General features: G+C 66.5%; 16 protein-coding genes. 4 read left to right on the top strand and 12 right to left on the bottom strand.

The genetic code is table 11. From position 1 onward, the window contains the following. Position 1 precedes the first annotated feature (1 nt). The 3 genes from ACZK4Z_RS01215 to ACZK4Z_RS01205 form a co-directional block, all read right to left on the bottom strand. On the bottom strand, positions 2-1,102 hold the full coding sequence (locus ACZK4Z_RS01215; protein WP_032128207.1) for an NADH:flavin oxidoreductase/NADH oxidase: 1,101 nt from the start codon (positions 1,100-1,102) through the stop codon (positions 2-4). A gap of 113 nt (positions 1,103-1,215) precedes the next feature. Then, positions 1,216-2,022 (bottom strand): NAD-dependent protein deacetylase, encoded by an 807-nt coding sequence (locus ACZK4Z_RS01210; RefSeq protein ID WP_125895457.1) that lies wholly within the window; start codon positions 2,020-2,022, stop codon positions 1,216-1,218. 55 nt (positions 2,023-2,077) lie between these two features. Next, the gene (locus ACZK4Z_RS01205) at positions 2,078-2,479 is read right to left on the bottom strand and encodes an acyl-CoA thioesterase (RefSeq protein WP_004153688.1); all 402 of its coding nucleotides are present in this window, start codon (positions 2,477-2,479) and stop codon (positions 2,078-2,080) included. A 151-nt stretch (positions 2,480-2,630) separates the two neighbouring features. Between ACZK4Z_RS01205 and ACZK4Z_RS01200 the strand changes: the two genes are divergently transcribed. Then, positions 2,631-3,266 (top strand): LysE family translocator, encoded by a 636-nt coding sequence (locus tag ACZK4Z_RS01200; protein ID WP_125895456.1) that lies wholly within the window; start codon positions 2,631-2,633, stop codon positions 3,264-3,266. Between the two features lie 190 nt (positions 3,267-3,456). Here the strand turns inward: ACZK4Z_RS01200 and ACZK4Z_RS01195 are convergent, their stop codons facing one another. From ACZK4Z_RS01195 to ACZK4Z_RS01185, 3 genes are all read right to left on the bottom strand, one after another. Next, positions 3,457-4,476, bottom strand: coding sequence for a ribonucleotide-diphosphate reductase subunit beta (locus ACZK4Z_RS01195; RefSeq protein ID WP_008264781.1), 1,020 nt, complete (start codon positions 4,474-4,476; stop codon positions 3,457-3,459). Positions 4,477-4,614: 138 nt separating this feature from the next. Next, the gene (locus tag ACZK4Z_RS01190; RefSeq protein ID WP_185749974.1) at positions 4,615-4,773 is read right to left on the bottom strand and encodes a hypothetical protein; all 159 of its coding nucleotides are present in this window, start codon (positions 4,771-4,773) and stop codon (positions 4,615-4,617) included. A 24-nt stretch (positions 4,774-4,797) separates the two neighbouring features. Next, a complete protein-coding gene (locus ACZK4Z_RS01185; RefSeq protein WP_049462817.1) occupies positions 4,798-7,200 on the bottom strand; it encodes a ribonucleoside-diphosphate reductase subunit alpha in 2,403 nt (800 codons plus the stop codon). 530 nt (positions 7,201-7,730) lie between these two features. Here ACZK4Z_RS01185 and ACZK4Z_RS01180 point away from each other — a divergent pair. Further along, positions 7,731-8,537 (top strand): DUF2884 family protein, encoded by an 807-nt coding sequence (locus ACZK4Z_RS01180; protein ID WP_125895455.1) that lies wholly within the window; start codon positions 7,731-7,733, stop codon positions 8,535-8,537. A 120-nt stretch (positions 8,538-8,657) separates the two neighbouring features. On the opposite strand, the gene ACZK4Z_RS01175 is transcribed toward ACZK4Z_RS01180, so the two are convergent. The 3 genes from ACZK4Z_RS01175 to ACZK4Z_RS01165 all read right to left on the bottom strand — a co-directional run bounded on the left by ACZK4Z_RS01175 (position 8,658) and on the right by ACZK4Z_RS01165 (position 10,753). Continuing rightward, positions 8,658-8,918 (bottom strand): hypothetical protein, encoded by a 261-nt coding sequence (locus ACZK4Z_RS01175; RefSeq protein WP_053511174.1) that lies wholly within the window; start codon positions 8,916-8,918, stop codon positions 8,658-8,660. A gap of 66 nt (positions 8,919-8,984) precedes the next feature. Further along, on the bottom strand, positions 8,985-10,085 hold the full coding sequence (gene zapE / locus ACZK4Z_RS01170) for a cell division protein ZapE (protein ID WP_125895454.1): 1,101 nt from the start codon (positions 10,083-10,085) through the stop codon (positions 8,985-8,987). Further along, the gene (locus ACZK4Z_RS01165; protein WP_125895453.1) at positions 10,082-10,753 is read right to left on the bottom strand and encodes an alpha/beta hydrolase; all 672 of its coding nucleotides are present in this window, start codon (positions 10,751-10,753) and stop codon (positions 10,082-10,084) included. Before ACZK4Z_RS01165 ends, zapE begins: the two co-directional genes overlap by 4 nt. Before the next feature lie 43 nt (positions 10,754-10,796). Here ACZK4Z_RS01165 and ACZK4Z_RS01160 point away from each other — a divergent pair, with 43 nt between their 5' ends. Then, a complete protein-coding gene (locus ACZK4Z_RS01160; RefSeq protein WP_125895452.1) occupies positions 10,797-11,654 on the top strand; it encodes an EamA family transporter in 858 nt (285 codons plus the stop codon). Positions 11,655-11,713: 59 nt separating this feature from the next. On the opposite strand, the gene ACZK4Z_RS01155 is transcribed toward ACZK4Z_RS01160, so the two are convergent. The 3 genes from ACZK4Z_RS01155 to ACZK4Z_RS01145 form a co-directional block, all read right to left on the bottom strand. Continuing rightward, on the bottom strand, positions 11,714-13,156 hold the full coding sequence (locus ACZK4Z_RS01155; RefSeq protein WP_125895451.1) for an ExeM/NucH family extracellular endonuclease: 1,443 nt from the start codon (positions 13,154-13,156) through the stop codon (positions 11,714-11,716). Positions 13,157-13,328: 172 nt separating this feature from the next. Beyond that, on the bottom strand, positions 13,329-13,847 hold the full coding sequence (locus ACZK4Z_RS01150; RefSeq protein WP_005407662.1) for a c-type cytochrome: 519 nt from the start codon (positions 13,845-13,847) through the stop codon (positions 13,329-13,331). Positions 13,848-14,052: 205 nt separating this feature from the next. Beyond that, a complete protein-coding gene (locus ACZK4Z_RS01145) occupies positions 14,053-14,661 on the bottom strand; it encodes a TetR/AcrR family transcriptional regulator (protein ID WP_005407661.1) in 609 nt (202 codons plus the stop codon). A gap of 161 nt (positions 14,662-14,822) precedes the next feature. Here ACZK4Z_RS01145 and ACZK4Z_RS01140 point away from each other — a divergent pair, with 161 nt between their 5' ends. Then, positions 14,823-15,986, top strand: coding sequence for an isovaleryl-CoA dehydrogenase (locus tag ACZK4Z_RS01140; protein ID WP_032128216.1), 1,164 nt, complete (start codon positions 14,823-14,825; stop codon positions 15,984-15,986). The last annotated feature ends 10 nt before the right edge of the window (positions 15,987-15,996 follow it).

Genomic DNA, 15,996 nt, shown 5'->3' with positions numbered 1-15,996 from the left:
CTCAGCGCGTCTTGAACACGCCGCGCGCATCACGCGGCTCGCAGCGCAGGTACTGCGGTGCCGGCTCCACGCTGTCACGCAGCGCGGCGGCGGCATGCCACGGCCAGCGCGGGTCGTAGAGGATGCCGCGCGCCAGGGCTACCGCATCGGCGTGGCGATGGCGCAGGATCGATTCGGCCTGCTCCGGCTCGGTGATCATGCCCACGGCGATGACCGGCATGCGCACCTTGGCCTTGATCGCCGCCGCGAACGGCACCTGATAGCCCGGGCCGACGGTGATCTTCTGGCGCTCGTCCAGGCCACCGCTGGAGACATGCAGGAAGTTGCAGCCGCGCGCGTCCATCACCTGCGCCAGCGCTTCGCTCTGCACCAGATCCCAGCCGCCATCGACCCAGTCGCTGGCGGAGATGCGCACGCCCACCGCGACCTTGTCGGACACTGCCGCACGCACAGCATCGAAAACCTCCACCAGCAGGCGCAGGCGGTTCGGCAGCGAGCCACCGTAGCCATCGGTGCGGCGGTTGCTCAGCGGCGACAGGAACTGGTGCAGCAGATAACCGTGCGCGGCATGCAGCTCGATCAGCTCGAAGCCCAGGCGCTCGGCGCGCACCGCACTGGCGGCGAAGGCGGCGATGACCTCGGCGATGCCGGCCTCGTCCAGTTCCTGCGGTGCCGGATCGGCGGCATGGAACGGCAGCGGCGACGGCGCCACGGTGGCCCAGCCACGCGCATCATCAGCCGGCAACTGGCCACCACCGTCCCACGGACGCCTCACCGAGGCCTTGCGGCCGGCATGGCCCAGCTGGACGCCCAGCGGCATCGGCGACCAGCGGCGGACGCTGGCCAGCACCTGCGCCAGTGCGGCCTCGGTGCCGTCATCCCACAGGCCCAGGTCGGCCCAGCTGATGCGGCCGCGCGGTTCGACCGCGGTGGCTTCCAGGATCAGCAGGCCGGCACCGGACTGCGCCAGGTTGCCCAGATGCATGGCGTGCCAGTCGCTGGCGCGGCCATCTTCGGCGGAGTACTGGCACATCGGCGCGATGACGATGCGGTTGGACAGGGTCAGGGGGCCGAACGAGATCGGCGAAAACAGCTGGCTCAAGACGGTGATGAACGACGTAGGGGGTGCGTATTGCACCGCCGCACGGCCTGCGAATCAACCGTCTGGATGGATCTCTGTTTCGCGGTGGGCGTGCAGCCGAGCGTGTGCTCGGCTCAGGACGAAGCCCACGCGGCCAGCGCCTCGGCGCAGTCCCGTTCATCCTTGAACTGCAGCAGGTCGTCGGCGCGGGTGCGGCCACGGTTCAACGCGGCTACCGGCAGCCCCGCCTTGGCTGCGGCCTGCACGAAGCGGAAGCCGGAATAGACCATCAGCGATGAACCCACCACCAGCACGGCGTCGGCCTGCTGCAGGTGCTCCTGCACCGCCTGCACGCGCTCCCGCGGCACGTTTTCGCCGAAGAACACCACATCCGGCTTCAACAGGCCGCCGCAATGCGGGCACTCGGGCACCACGAACGCGGAGAAATCGGTCTCCAGATCGGCATCACCATCGGGCGCGATGCCTGCCTCCAGCGCGTCCCAGCCGGGATTGGCGTCCAGCAGGCGCTGCTGGAAGCCTTCACGATCGCTGCGACGCTCACAGCCCATGCAGCGCACAAGGTCCAGGCGGCCATGCAGGTCGATCACGTTGTGGCTGCCGGCGCGCTGGTGCAGGCCGTCCACGTTCTGGGTCAGCAGCACCTGCAGCGTGCCGCGGCGTTCCAGCGCGGCCAGGGCCTGGTGGGTGCCGTTGGGCCGGGCCAGGCCGAAGCGCGGCCAGCCGAGCAGGCTGCGCGCCCAGTAGCGCTGGCGGGTGGCCGCCTCGCCCATGAAGGCCTGGTAGGTCACCGGCGGCGTGCGTTTCCACTGGCCGTCGGCATCCCGGTAATCGGGAATGCCCGAGGCGGTGCTGCAGCCGGCGCCGGTCAGCACGAACAGGCGCTGGGCACGGTCGATGAAGTCGGTCAGTGGCAGGGTCATGGCTGCCAGATGGGGGCGCGGTGGCGCCCCCGCAAGCGCCGGTCCGTTGGCCGGGTCAGGCCGCCGGCAGCGGCGGTACCGCGATCGGGTGGCCTTCCTCGTCCAGCGCGATCATCACGAAGTGGCCGCGGGTGCACAGCTTGCGCTCGCCGCTGTGCAGGTCTTCGGCGACCAGTTCCACCTCCACCTTCATCGAGCTGCGGCCGACTTCGACGATGCGGCCGATGGTTTCCACCATCTGGCCGATGCGGATCGGCAGCTTGAAGTCGACCTGGTCGCTGCGCGCGGTCACCACGGTGCGGCGCGAGTAACGGGCGGCGGCCAGGAAGGCGGCCTTGTCCATCCACGCCAGCGCCTGGCCACCGAACAGGGTGCCAAGGTGGTTGGTGTGGTTGGGAAAGACGATTTCGGCCATGCGCACTTCGGTGGGCGGCACGGTCTCGGGGATGGGGGTCATGGGGGGCTTCGGTGTGGGGTGCTGCGAATTCTAAGCGACCGGCGTGATGGCCATCGGAATGCACGTGCAACGGTCACCCGGCAGCGGTGCCTGCGCAGGCCGCGCCTGCGGCAGGCGTTAAACTGCGCCACGCCCACTGCCAGGACCGCCCATGCCCGCCACTTCCGACCTGCTGGCCTTCGCGCTGGTTTCACTGGCCATGGTGCTCACGCCCGGACCGAACATGATCTACCTGATCTCACGCTCGATCTGCCAGGGGCCGATGGCAGGCCTGATCTCGCTGGGCGGGGTGGCGCTGGGCTTCGTGTTCTACATGCTGTGTGCGGCACTGGGCATCACCGCCCTGCTGATGACCGTGCCGTTCGCCTACGACGCGCTGCGCATCGGCGGCGCGCTGTACCTGCTGTACCTGGCCTGGCAGGCGCTCAAGCCCGGTGGCCGTTCGCCGTTCGCGGTGCGCGAACTGCCGCAGGACAGCCCGCGCAAATTGTTCACGATGGGCTTCCTGACCAACCTGCTGAACCCGAAAGTGGCGGTGATGTACCTGTCGCTGCTGCCGCAGTTCCTGCATCCGGACGGCGAAGGCGGTGTGCTGATGCAGTCGATCGTGCTGGGCTCCACCCAGATCGCGGTGAGTGTGACCGTGAACGGCATGATTGCGCTGACCGCTGGCAGCATCGCCGGTTTCCTGGCCGCGCGCCCGACCTGGCAGGTGGTGCAGCGCTGGCTGATGGGCACGGTGCTGGCCGGGCTGGCGGTACGCATGGCGGTGGAAGGGCGACGCTGATTGTAGAGTCGAGCTTGCTCGACCGCTTTGCGCGAACGGCAGTCGAGCAAGCTCGACTCTACAAAGGCCCGCGTGCAGCATGACGGCCGGTAGCACCAGGCAGGCTCCGCCGGGCATGGCCCGGCGCTACCAACAAAAAAACCCCGGCGTTGGCCGGGGTTTTTCGTTGCGACAGATCTGATCGTTTCGATCAGAAGTTCATGTCGAAGGCGACTTCGCCCTGCACGCCGACCTGGTAGGCAGAGACGCGGCGTTCGAAGAAGTTGGTCAGTTCCTGCACGTCCTGCAGTTCCATGAACGGCAGCGGGTTGCGCACGTTGTACTTCTTTTCCATGCCCAGCTTGGCGAAGTGCTGGTCGGCGCAGTGCTGCAGGTACTGGCGCATGTCACGGGTCGAGATGCCGGCCACGCCACCGGACAGCACGTCCTCGGCGAACTGCACTTCGCATTCGATGGCTTCGGCCAGCATGTCGTAGACCTGCTGCTTCATCTCGTCGTCGAACAGGTCCGGTTCTTCCTCACGCACCACGCGCACCGACTCGAACGCGAACTCCATGTGCGCGCTCTCGTCGCGGAACACCCAGTTGGTGCCCGAGGCCAGGCCCGGCAGCAGGCCGCGCGAACGGAAGTAGTACACGTAGGCGAAGGCAGCGAAGAAGAACAGGCCTTCGATGCAGGCGGCGAAGCAGATCTGGTTGAGCAGGAACTGGCGGCGCTCGGCACGGGTCTCGATGCGCTTCAGGTCCTGGATCGAGTCGATCCACTTGAAGCAGAAGTCGGCCTTCTTCTTGATCGAGTCGATGTTCTCCACCGCGGCGAAGGCTTTGACGCGCTCTTCCGGATCCGGCAGGTAGTTGTCGAGCAGGGTCAGGTAGAACTGCACGTGCAGCGCTTCTTCGTACAGCTGGCGCGACAGGTACATGCGCGCTTCCGGCGCGTTCAAGTGCTGGTACAGGTTCAGCACCAGGTTGTTGGACACGATCGAGTCGCCGGTGGCGAAGAACGCGACCAGGCGGTGGATCAGGTGGCGCTCACCCGGCGACATCTTGCTGTGCAGGTCGGTGATGTCGATCTGGAAGTTGATCTCTTCCACCGTCCAGGTGTTCTTGATCGCATTCCGGTACATGTCATAGAACTGCGGGTAGCGCATCGGGCGCAGGGTCAGTTCAAAACCGGGATCGAGCAGCATCTGCTTGGGCTTGTCGGCCATGGGTGTTTCCTTTACTCAGATTTGCACTCAGATCGTTAGACAATAAGTACTAAACGATTTTCGTGAAGAATTCTCAACGAGATCACAAAGGCACATCCTTGTGCCAAAGCTCTCAACAAGTCTCCACCACTCCAACTCTCACTTATCTGGCTTCCAGTAATAGGTATAACCAAGTGGAGCAATCGGCTTGATCGGCCTCAGTGGTTGGATCGCCTTGATGGGCTTGATCGGTTTGATTGGTTGAATCGGACGGATCTTCTTAACGCCAGTGGGCTTCTTTCTAAGATTCCACGACATGATCGAACCTCCAAATCAGATTGATTACTGGCAGGCCTCGCAGGCTTCCGGGTTTTCCAGCGAGCAGGCGATGGCTTCGTCCGGGCTGAACACCTTGGCCGGGGCTGCGCTGCTCACCGTGGTCTTGGCGATCTTGGTGGCCGGGCGCGAACGCAGGTAGTAGGTGGTCTTGATGCCCTGCTTCCAGGCGTACATGTACATGGAAGACATCGCGCCGATGTTCGGGCTTTCCATGAACAGGTTGAGCGAGGCCGACTGGTCGATGAAGGCACCACGCTCGGCGGCCATGTCGATCAGCGAACGCATCGGCAGTTCCCACGCGGTGCGGTAGACCTCGCGCAGCGTTTCCGGAATCTGCGCCACGCCGGCGATGGAGCCTTCGGCCAGCTTGATGGCATCGCGCATGTCGGCGGTCCACAGGCCCAGCTTCTTCAGCTCGTTCACCAGGTAGCGGTTGACCTGCAGGAAGTCACCGGACAGGGTCTCGCGCTTGAACAGGTTGGACACCTGCGGCTCGACGCACTCGTAGCAGCCGGCGATCGAGGCGATGGTGGCGGTCGGTGCAATCGCGATCATCAGCGAGTTGCGCAGGCCATGCTCCTTGATGCGGGCACGCAGGGCATCCCAGCGCGCGGTGTCTTCCGGCACCACGTTCCAGGCGTCGAACTGCAGTTCGCCACCGGCGGCGCGGGTGTCGTTGAACGACGGGTGCTTGCCGCGTTCCTGGGCCAGCTCGCAGGAGGTTTCCAGCGCGTGGAAGTAGATCGCTTCGGCGATCTTCTTCGACAGGGCGCGGGCTTCGGCGCTGTCGAACGGCAGGCGCTTGCGGAAGAACACGTCCTGCAGGCCCATGCAGCCCAGGCCGACCGGACGCCAGCGCAGGTTGGCGCGGCGGGCGGTTTCGATCGGGTAGAAGTTCAGGTCGATGACGCGGTCGAGCTGGCGCACGGCCAGGCGCACGGTCTCGGCCAGCTTCTCGAAGTCGAACTCGTTGTGCTCGTCGAAGTGGTTGCCCAGGTTGATCGAACCCAGGTTGCACACTGCGGTTTCATCGTTGGAAGTGACTTCCAGGATTTCGGTGCACAGGTTGGACAGGTGGATCACGTTGCCGGCGCGCAGGGTCTGGTTGCTGGCGCGGTTGCACTTGTCCTTGAAGGTCATCCAGCCGTTGCCGGTCTCGGCCAGCGTACGCATCATGCGGGCGTACAGCTTGCGCGCGGAGATGGTGCGGTTCGCCTTGCCCTGGGCTTCGGCCTGCAGGTAGGCCTGCTCGAAGGCTTCGCCGAACAGATCGGTGAACTCCGGCACGACGCGCGGATCGAACAGCGACCATTCCTGGTCGGCCTCGACGCGCTTCATGAACAGGTCCGGCACCCAGTTGGCCAGGTTCAGGTTGTGCGCACGGCGGGCTTCGTCACCGGTGTTGTCACGCAGCTCGAGGAAGTCCTCGACGTCGGCGTGCCAGGTTTCCAGGTAGACGCAGGCTGCGCCCTTGCGCTTGCCGCCCTGGTTCACCGCGGCCACGGACGAATCCATGGTCTTCAGCCACGGCACGATGCCGTTGGAGTGGCCGTTGGTCGACTTGATCAGCGAACCACGCGAACGCACGCGGGTGTAGCTGACGCCGATGCCGCCGGAGAACTTCGACAGCTGGGCGATGTCGCCGTACTTGGAATAGATCGACTCCAGCGAGTCCTGCGGCGAATCCAGCAGGAAGCACGAGGACAGCTGCTCGTGGGTGGTGCCGGAATTGAACAGGGTCGGGCTGGACGGCAGGTAGTCCAGGTTGCCCATGCGCTTGTACAGCGCCAGGGTCTCGGACACATCCTCGCTCAGCGCGCTGGCAATGCGCAGGAAGAACTGCTGCGGGGTCTCGATCACCTTGCGGGTGTGCGGATGGCGCAGCAGGTAACGGTCGTACAGGGTACGCAGGCCGAAGTAATCGAAGTTCAGGTCCAGCGAGATGTCGATGGCATCGTTGAGCTTGCGCGCGTTGGTCTGCACGAAGTTCAGCAGGCGGTCGTTGATCAGGCCGACTTCATGGCCACGGCTGACCGACTGCGAGAAGGCGTAGATTTCCTGGCCCGAGACTTCCTTGGCGATGTAGTTGGCCAGCAGGCGCGCAGCGAGGCGGCCGTACTCGGGCTCTTCACCGATCAGCAGGGCGGCGGTGCGGATGGACAGTTCGTCAAGCTCGCGGGTGGTGGCGCCGTTGTACAGGCCGGAAATGGTGCGGGTGGCCACGCGCATCGGATCGACGGCGTGCAGGCCTTCGGAGGAACGCTGCACCGCGCGCACGATCTTGTTCAGGTCCACCAGTTCGGTCGTGCCATTGCGCTTGGTCACACTCATCGCGTTGGCCGTCGGCGGCGACGTCAACAGGAATTCGCTTTCCTTCTCGATGGTGGCGCTGGATTCGGTGGTCACGGCGTGTGTCCTCTTGGCGTGATTGGTGGGTGCTCGATGCATCGGGTGACGCAGCCCGGGACATGACAGCCCAGGATGGCAGGACGGCGTCGCAGGGGATGAGACCCTGCGCCTGCCACTGCCGTTGACGATCGCGGATGGGTACCCCGGGCACCCCCTGGAATTGGGGTTGCTGCGACCGACGGCCACAAGATAGTGGGGGTAATGGGGTCCGTCAACGCCAAATGTAGTGAAATTCGGCAATCCCTTGCGCCGCAAGGATCGTGCCATCGGCGCCCGGATCAGACGCTTCAGACCTGCCGGAACGGGCTGCGCAGTCAAGCCCGAAAGGCGTCATCGCGGTGGTACAACGCACCGCGAAAACGGAACAATGACAGCTTCACATGACAGTGATGAAACTGGCTAGGGACAACCCTGTGGATAGCTGGTGGGCAGCCGGTGGGAATCCGGTGGACGGGTGACTTCCGGCCGGTGACGCCCGCGCGCTGGCAGCGGATGCTGGCCGCTCGCTCCCGGAAAAGGATGCTCCGATGCACCTGCGGTTGCCCGCGCTGGCCCTGCTGCCTGCCCTGTTCATTGCCCCAGCGCTGGCCGCCGAGGGGCCGGACCTGCGTTCGGACCAGTGCGGCATCCATACCGACTACGACGTGCTGGTGGACAGCGGCGGCATCTGGCTGCGGCATGGCCCGCAGGCGCCGCACGAGGTGGTGTTCCACGATGGCGTGCTGAGCCTGGACGACACGGTCGTGCCGGTCAGCGAGGCCGACGCCGCCCGCCTGCGGCAGATGGAGGCCGGGGCGCGGCAGCTGATGCCGGCGGCCACCGCGCTGGCCCATGAAGTGAGTGGGCTGAGCTTCGACGTGCTCGACGGGGTCTATGAGAGCCTCACCGGCACCGCCAACAGCCGCAAGGTCCGGCGCCTGCGCCGGCAGGCCGATGACTGGATCGGCGGCACGCTGGGCAAGGGTTACTGGGAACAGGCAGTGTTCGGGCCGGGCTTCGAGGCCAAGGTGCAGGACATGGCCGAGTCGCTGTCCGCGTCCATCGCCCGCAGCGTGCTGTGGCAGGTGTTCACCGGCCGCAGCGATGCGATGGAGGAACGCGCCGACCGCCTGGACGCGCAGATGGAACAGCAGCTGGAAGGCCGCGCCGAGCGCATCGAGGCCCGCGCGCAGGCGCTGTGCCCGCTGGTGGCCGCCGTGGCCGAGGCCCACGACGCGCTGGAGGTCCGCTACCAAGGGCAGCCGCTGCGGCTGATCCAGCGCAGTGAGGGCGTGCAGGTGGCGGCCAGCGTGCGCGAGCAGCCGCAGGATGATGCGGTGGTGCCAAGCAGATAGCTGCGCTGTGGATGCCGGCCAGCGGCCGGCACTACCGGGGGCGCTGCGGGGTAGTGCCGGCCGCTGGCCGGCAGACAGCCCGGATACCCGAACAATCCTGAGCCTGTAGAGACGAGTAGATTACTTCTCGATCAGCCCCAGCGCTTCGCCCAGGCTTTCCACAAAGCCTGCCTGCTCATCTGAATAGTCCACTGCGATGCTTCTGAACTGCGAGCACAACGATGATCGGGACTCCAAGTCCATCATCTGCAATGTCGAAGCCAGTTGTTCGAGCCGCTGGATTGCAGCATCGGGATCCACTACATCATCCGCCGAAAACTCGAGAAATATGGCGAGGTCAACGAGGGCTCGCGCAACGTGCTTGTCGATTTCCTGGCTCATGAATCACCTCTACCGGAATATTTGAAGCAGCCGAGCATGGGCTCGGCTCTACAACCAGCGGCACCCTCACGCCCGGTGCGGGGTACCCAGGTACTCGGCGCTCTGCATCTCGATCAAACGCGAGGCGGTGCGCTCGAACGCGCCCTGCAGGCGCTGGCCGGTGTACAGCTCGATCGGCGAGGTACTGGCGGTGCAGACCAGGTTGACGTGGCGGTCGTACAGTTCGTCGATCAGGTTGACGAAGCGGCGCGCGGCATCTTCGTTCAAACGGTCGAAGGCGGGGATGCCGCCCAGCAGCACGGTGTTGAACTCGTGCGCGATCTCGATGTAATCCGACGGGCCACGCGGGCCTTCGCACAACGCGGCGAAATCGAACCAGGCAATGCTCTTGCCACGGCCGCGCACCGGGATCTTGCGGCCTTCGATCTCGATGTTGCCGGGCTTGGCCGGCTGGCCGCCGCTCAGTTCGTTCCAGCGCGTGGCCAGCCATTCATCGCTGTCGGCGGCCAGCGGTGCGCGGTACACCGGCGAGCGGGTCAGCGCACGCATCCGGTAATCCTCGGTGCCCTCGGCGTACAGCTCGACGCAGAAGCGCTGCAGCAGGCCGATGGCCGGCATGAAGCTCTCACGCTGCAGGCCGTTGAGGTACAGGTTCTCCACCGCCGTGTTGGAGGTGGTCACCAGGGTCACGCCCTCGGCGAACAGGCGCTCCAGCAGCCGTGCCAGCAGCATCGCGTCGCCGATGTCGGTGACGAAGAATTCGTCCAGCACCAGCACGCGCAGGTTGCTGCGCCATTCCTGGGCGATCTTCGCCAGCGGGTCGCTCTGCCCCTGGTGCTCGCGCAGGCGCTCGTGGACGCTGCGCATGAAGCGGTGGAAATGCGTGCGGTACTTCTGTTTGATCGGCAGGCCGTCGTAGAACAGGTCGACCAGGAAGGTCTTGCCACGGCCGACGCCGCCCCAGAAGTACAGACCCTTCACCGGCTCGGGCTTCTTCCAGAACGAGGACAGGCGGTCCAGCCAGCCGTCTTCGGCGCTGTCGACCAGGCCCAGGTGGATGCGGTCCAGTTCGGCCAGCGCTGCGTGCTGGGCCGGGTCGTTCTGCCAGTCGCCACGGGCAACCCCTTCCGCGTACCGCTGCGACGGGGTCAGCTCGGTTGCACTCATGCCGCTGCGCCCAGCCAGTGCTTCACGCCGTGGGTCAGCGCGCCACGCAGATCGATCAGCTTGCGGTGGAAGAAGTGGCTGGTCTCGGGCATGCGCACCAGCTCATGCGGGACGTCCAGCGTGTCCAGCCACTGGTAGACGGCCTGCGGGTCGACGATCTCGTCCTGCTCGCCCTGGATCACCAGCCAGCGGGCCGGCGGCGCGATGCCATCGAAATCCCAGCGGCCGGCCGGCGGTGCGATCGAGATCAGCGCTTCCGGCTGCAACTCGGCCGCAGCCTTCAGTGAAACGAACGCGCCGAAGCTGAAACCGGCCAGCCACAGACGGTCGTCGGGGCGCTGGCTCTGCACCCAGGCGGCGACGGTCTTCAGGTCATCCTGCTCGCCCACGCCGTGGTCGAACTCACCGGCCGACGCGCCGACGCTGCGGAAGTTGAAGCGCACCGTGGTGATGCCCAGCTCGCGCAGGGTGGTGGCGGTCATGGTGACCACCTTGTTGTGCAGGGTGCCGCCTTCGGTGGACAGCGGATGGCAGATGATGGCCACGATCGGCTGCGCCGGCACATCGGCCTTGGGCAGGTCGACGACCACTTCCAGCGGGCCGGCCGGGCCGGCCAGTTCGAGGCAGGCGGTTTCGCCGGGGGCGACGGGGAACGAAGGCTTGTGCATGGCACCATGATACCGTCCCCTGCCCCTGCCCTGTGCCCGCCCCATGCTCTACCTGTCCTTGGCCGTGATCTGCAGCGTGCTGGTTTCGGTGTTGTTGAAGGTGGCCGGACGCCGCCAGCTGGATGTTTCGCAGATGGTCACCTGGAACTATCTGGTGGCGGCAACGCTCACCGCCGTGGTGCTGCAGCCGCCGCTGGACGCACTGCGCGCGCCACATGCCCCGTGGCTGTCGCTGCTGGCACTGGCGGTGGTGCTGCCATCGATCTTCCTGGTGCTGGGCCGCGCGGTGGCGGTGGCCGGCATCGTCCGCAGCGACGTGGCGCAGCGCTTGTCGTTGCTGCTGTCTTTGGCCGCCGCCTTCCTGTTCTTCGGCCAGACTGCGACGCCGTGGAAGCTCGCCGGTCTCGGCCTGGGCCTGCTGGCGATGGTGGCGATCAGCCTGCGCCCGCGCGGCCCGGCGGTGGCGTCCTCACCCGGCGGCTGGGGCTGGCTGCTGGGCGTCTGGGCCGGGTTCGCGGTGGTCGACGTGCTGCTCAAGCAGGTGGCGCTGTCCGGCACGCTGTCGATGGCGGCGGTGCTGGCCAGCTTCAGCGTGGCCTTCGTGCTGATGCTGGCACTTCAGCTGTGGCGGCACGCCAGTGGCCGCAGCCGGTTGGCCTGGCGCAACCTCGGTGCGGGCGCGCTGCTGGGCCTGCTCAACGGCGGCAACATTCTTTTCTATGTGCACGCGCATCAGTCCATGCCGGAGAGCCCGGCCACCGTGTTCGCCGGCATGAACATCGGCGTGGTGGTGCTGGGCGCGCTGGTGGGCGTGTTCGCCTTCGGCGAGGCCACCACGAAGTGGAACCGCGCCGGGCTGGCGCTGGCGGTGCTGGCGATTGGATTGATCGCCTGGGGCTGAGCCCGGCCTCGGGGTCAGAGCCCATTTCGTTGGAATGGGATCCGACCCGGCGCTGGGCGTTATTTATCGAAGCCCAGCAGCAGCGGATCGTGGTCGGAACTGCGCCACGGGCCCTGCACGTTGCGGCCCTGGTAGCCGCTGGCGTCCTGTTCGTCGGCATTGCTGTGCCACTCGGCGGCACCGCGCAGGCGCTGGGCCATGCCCGGGCTCAGCAGCGCATGGTCGAGGCGGCCGGTATAGCCGTTGTAGACGTAGCTGTAAGGATGCTCGACCTGGGCGACCTTGAATGCGTCCTGCCAGCCCAGGTCATGCAGGGTGCGGATCGGGTCCTCCATCGCGTAGGCGTTGAAATCGCCCAGCAGCACCACGTCCTTCACCTTCAGGCGGCCAGCTTCGGCCTGCACCCACTGGTTCAACTGCTTTGCCGATTCCACCCGGGTGGCATTCCAGCAACCCTGGCCATCGTTGCGGTCGGCATCGCCGCCGCTGGCATCACGGCAGCCCTTGGACTTGAAATGGTTGGCGACCACCATGAACGGTGCGCCCTTGCCCTGGAAGGCCTGCGCCAGCGGTGCGCGGCTGTGTTCGGCGAAAGGACCGTCGGTTCTGGTCAACGGCTTGCCCAGCGGCTTGAACGCGCTCCTGCGATAGATGATGCCAACCCGGATCGGGTTGCTGCCCGGCCCCTCGCCGGCATCGACGAAGGCCCACTGCTTGTCGGCGGCAAGACCGGCGTTGAGGGCGCTGACCAGTTCGGCGATGGCCGACTGCGGGCCATAGCCATCGTTTTCCAGTTCCATCAACGCGGCGATGTCGGCACCGAGCGCGTTGACCGTGGCCACCAGCTTGCCGACCTGCGCCTTGTGCTCTTCCAGCGTGCGCGCGCCGCGCAGGGTCGGGAAGCCATCGCCCTGGCCATCGCCATTGAAGAAGTTCTCCAGGTTGAATGCAGCGATATGCAGGCTGCCCGGCACCGTCGGCACCGCCGGACGCTTCAGCTCGGGCAACGTGAGTGCACCCTCGACCTGCAGGCGCGGACGGCCCTGTGCGTCCACGTGCACGACACCTTCCACATTGCGCAGCTGCATGCCGGTGCGCAGCACCGGGTTGGCTGGCAGGTAGGCCACGCTCGCCGGGTCGCGGGCTTCGCTGCCGTCGTCCAGCAGCAGGCGGCGGCGCTGGTTGTCGGCCATCACCTGCTCATAGCCGGCAGTACCCGGCGCGGCCACTTCGGTCGGCTGCCAGAGGCGGCCATCGAAGGCCACGGTGAGCTGCCCAAAGCGCTCCAGGCCATCGGTGCCGGCCAGGGTGAGCGGTGCGGCGATGCGCACGCGCTGGCCATCCAGCGCACGCCAGTCGGCCGGTGCGGTGGTCAGCACCACGGTGGCGCTGCTGCGCGCGGCGGACGGCGACGCGACCGGTGCGGCCTGCGGCTGGGCCTGGGCAAAGGCGCCGGCCGGCAGCAGCAGGGACAGGGCAAGGGCGAGGGAACGGCGGCGCATCGACGGGCGACTCCATGGAAGAGGCGCACAGACTAACCCTGAAATGCGAAACCCCGCCTGCGGGCAGGGTTTTGACCTTGGTGGGCAAAGCCTGGGGAGTGCCGGCCGCTGGCCGGCAACCTCATGACCTTCAAGCCATGCGTGGTTGCCGGCCAGCGGCCGACACTACCGGTTACTTCAGGTTGCCCAGCATCCAGTCCACGGTGGCGTGGATCTGTTCCTCGGTCAGCGCCGGGTTGCCGCCCTTGGGCGGCATGATGCCGCCATCCGGACCGGTATAGCCCTCGATGGCGTGCTTGTAGAGAGTGTCCTTGCCCTGTGCGATGCGCTTGTCCCAGTGCGAATGGTCCAGCGTCGGCGCCATGCCCACGCCGGTGGTGTGGCAGGCGGTGCACAGGTTGTCGAAGATGACCTTGCCGTCCTTGGTGCCGCCGTAGGCCACCTGCGAGGCGGCCTTGGCCAGCGCGGCGGCCTTGGCCGCAGCCTGCGCGGCGGCGCCGGTGCTGCCGGCATAGACCGCGCCGGTGGGCGAGATGCGCTGTTCGGTGCGCTTGGCCGCGGTCGGCGACACCTCGGGCGGAATCCGGGTGTGGATGTAAGCGGCAAGGAGGATGAGGCCGAGGGTGATGGTCGCCAGCAGCGCGATCACCATGGAGAAGCGTTTCAGGAACTCCAGATCGTAATTCCGCACTCTTCGTTACCCCTGGCTGATAGTCGTTGGACCACGGCTGAGCGACTGCGTGATGGACCGAGTATAGAACGCGCTTTGCGTGCGACAACAGGCGTCACTGCTGGTGCGGCGCAGCATTCGGACCCGGTAGTGCCGGCCGCTGCCCGGCATCGCCAGCCCGCCGGATGGATCGTGCAGAAGCCGGCCAGCGGCCGGCGCTACCGGATTACCGGGCGCCGATCGCGCGCAGGCAGAAGCTGCAGATCGCATCCACCAGTGCGTCTTCGTCGCGGTGTGCTTCGCGGCTGGGCGCGGTCGGGCCGACCATCGCCTCGGTGAAGGCGCCGACCAGGCAGGCGGCGGCCACATGCGCGTCCTGCGCCGGCAGCTCACCGGCGGCCACGCCCTCCTCCACCAGCCGCAGGAACACGTCGCCGAAGGCACGACGACCACGCATGCGCTCGGCTTCCACGTCCGGGTCGACCGGTTCGACGATGAAGGCATGCGCCAGCCCCGGCCCGGCCAGGGCGCGGCGGACGAAGGCGGTGATCGCCAACCGCAGGCGCTCGCTGGCCACCTCCGGGCCGCTGGCGATGCGCTCCATGATCGCGACCTCGTGGGCCACCGCGGCGTTGAGCACCTCCACGAACAGCTCGGCCTTGGACGGGAAGTGCCGGTAGATCAGGCCGGTGGACACCCCCGCCTGGGTCGCCACGGCGGTCACCGGGGCATTGCGCCAGCCCCCGGTGGCGACCAGCTCACGGGTGGCCAGCAGGATCCGTTCACGGGCCCCGGCCAGGCGTTCTTCCATCAGTGCAGAGCGTTTGTAGGCCATGTTTTGATTCTAGTTTCAATTTTTGAATTTGTATTCACTTCTTACCCGAACCCCGCTACGCTGGGGTCCAATCGCCCGTGCGGGCAGCGGTCCTGCAGACCGCCGCCCGCTCCCCCGCCGGGTGCGTCCATTTCCTGCCATCCCGCCGTGGAGCCACCACAATGCACGTGCCATCCCTGAACTTCGACCTTGGCGAAGACATCGACCTGCTGCGCCAGAGCGTGGCCCATTTTGCCGCCGCCGAGGTCGCACCGCTGGCCGCCGAGGCCGATGCCAGCAACCAGTTCCCGCTGGCCCTGTGGCCGAAGCTGGGCGAACAGGGCCTGCTCGGCCTCACCGTGGAAGAAGAATACGGCGGCACCGGCATGGGTTACCTGGCCCATGTGGTGGCGATGGAAGAAATCTCGCGTGCCTCCGGCGGCATCGGCCTGTCCTATGGCGCGCACTCCAACCTGTGCGTGAACCAGCTACGCAAGAACGGCAACGAAGAACAGAAGCAGCGCTTCCTGCCCGGCCTGTGCAACGGCAGCCTGGTCGGCGCGCTGGCGATGAGCGAGCCGGGTGCCGGTTCGGACGTGGTGTCGATGAAGCTGCGCGCCGACAAGCGCGGTGACCGCTACGTGCTCAACGGCAACAAGATGTGGATCACCAACGGCCCGGACGCCGACGTGCTGGTGGTCTATGCCAAGACCGACATGGAAGCGGGTGCCAAGGGCATCACCGCGTTCCTGGTCGAGAAGGGCATGGAGGGCTTCTCCACCGCGCAGAAGCTGGACAAGCTGGGCATGCGCTCCTCGCCCACCTGCGAGCTGGTGTTCCAGGACTGCGAGATTCCCGAAGAAAACGTGCTGGGCCAGGTCGGTGGTGGCGTGCGCGTGTTGATGTCCGGCCTGGATTACGAGCGCGTGGTGCTGTCCGGTGGCCCGCTGGGCCTGATGGCCGCGGCCATGGACGTGGTCATGCCCTATGTGCACGAGCGCCACCAGTTCGGCGAACCGATCGGCAGCTTCCAGCTGATCCAGGCCAAGATCGCCGACATGTACGTGGGCCTGGGCGCGTGCCGCGCCTACGTCTATGCCGTCGCGCGCGCCTGCGACCAGGGCCGCACCACCCGCCAGGATGCCGCCGGTGCCATTCTGTACGCCGCCGAGAAGGCCACCTGGCTGACCGGCCAGGCGATCCAGATCCTGGGCGGCAACGGCTACATCAACGAATATCCGACCGGCCGCTTGTGGCGCGACGCCAAGCTGTATGAAATCGGCGCCGGCACGTCGGAGATCCGCCGCATGCTGATCGGCCGCGAACTGTTCCAGCGCACCCTGTAAGGCCAACGCG

This window comes from Stenotrophomonas sp. 71799_Sma (assembly GCF_056482505.1).
Note: the sequence above shows the minus strand (reverse complement) of the source record. Positions and strands in the feature narration are given on the sequence as shown.